This is a genomic window from Rosenbergiella australiborealis (assembly GCF_018494035.1).
GTDB lineage: Bacteria > Pseudomonadota > Gammaproteobacteria > Enterobacterales > Enterobacteriaceae > Rosenbergiella > Rosenbergiella australiborealis.
The window spans coordinates 1-302 of the sequence record NZ_JABBFO010000050.1 but is presented as its reverse complement, the minus strand read 5'-3'; the positions used below and the strand labels follow the sequence as shown (position 1 = coordinate 302).

The 302-nt window shown below is 59.6% G+C and carries 1 pseudogene; it reads right to left on the bottom strand.

The window, feature by feature from the left end:
* Positions 1-302 (bottom strand): annotated as a pseudogene (locus HGT73_RS14665) (VENN motif pre-toxin domain-containing protein); the annotation flags it as partial.

The following is a 302-nucleotide window of genomic DNA, read 5'->3' as shown; positions in this document are numbered from 1 at the left end:
GCTAGCGCACTCACCGTCTGTTTCTCGTTTTCCGTTAGCTCCGCAACCCCTTTGCCATAGGCGTCAACCGCTATCATTCCGGCCAACTCTGCACTCACTGCCCCCGCGGCACCGGCTAATGCGTTTTTACCCTGCGCGGCAGCAAGCGCTGCATTCACCGTTGCGTGAGCCAAAGACTTGCCCGCGGTATCCAGGCCGCTTTGGCCAATCATATGAGCAATATAGGGCGCCGCCCCGCCCGCCAAGGCATGGGTAATATCTCCGCCAGCAAGACCTTGTACCGCTGCGCTAGCCGCTTGTAT